1 pseudogene is annotated in these 595 nt (G+C 39.5%); it reads right to left on the reverse strand.

Features of this window, described 5'->3' with window-relative positions:
• Positions 1 to 595, reverse strand: a pseudogene (locus HT671_RS08830) (winged helix-turn-helix domain-containing protein); the annotation flags it as partial.

Consider the following 595-nt stretch of genomic DNA (forward strand, 5'->3'; position numbering starts at 1 on the left):
CCCATTGGAGCCCAACAAGATCCCAGTTTACTGATTCTACCGAAACCAGCCTCATCTTGGTACATCAAGCGAACCTTACGAAAATGCCTACTGGTTTTAAAGCGCTTTCTTGTCTTCTTGAATTGAGATTTTATTTTTAGACGCGACAATGGTTTGAACGTCTGCTTTCTTGGGATGTTCTGGACGTGGCCTAATATTTCGCCAACCATGGCGCTTCAAGAGTTGATAAAAGTCATCACGTGTGTAGGAAGAACCTAACTCCTTTTTATAAGCCTGAAATAAGGCATCAATTGTAACAAATTCTCCTGCCTCTGCAGCCTTCAAATGACGGGCAAGAAAGGCTTTCTCTTCCTCAATTGTCATATATGCATGGTTACGACCACCACGTGTTTCTTGAAGGAGAGAGTCGAGTCCGAACTCCTCATATTTTTTTACAGTTGGCCAAATCGTTGTTTGATTACAGTCTAAAAGCTCTATAATCTCTTTATAAGATTTACCCATCAGACGAAATAGAACGATTTGAAGGCGTTTATGATATTTAGCTGTACTAGAGTCTTTTAAAAGTGTTTTGATTGTTTGGATTTCTTCTTTAGTT

Source organism: Streptococcus sp. 2741, from assembly GCF_013276315.1.
In the GTDB taxonomy this organism is placed as follows: domain Bacteria; phylum Bacillota; class Bacilli; order Lactobacillales; family Streptococcaceae; genus Streptococcus; species Streptococcus pseudopneumoniae.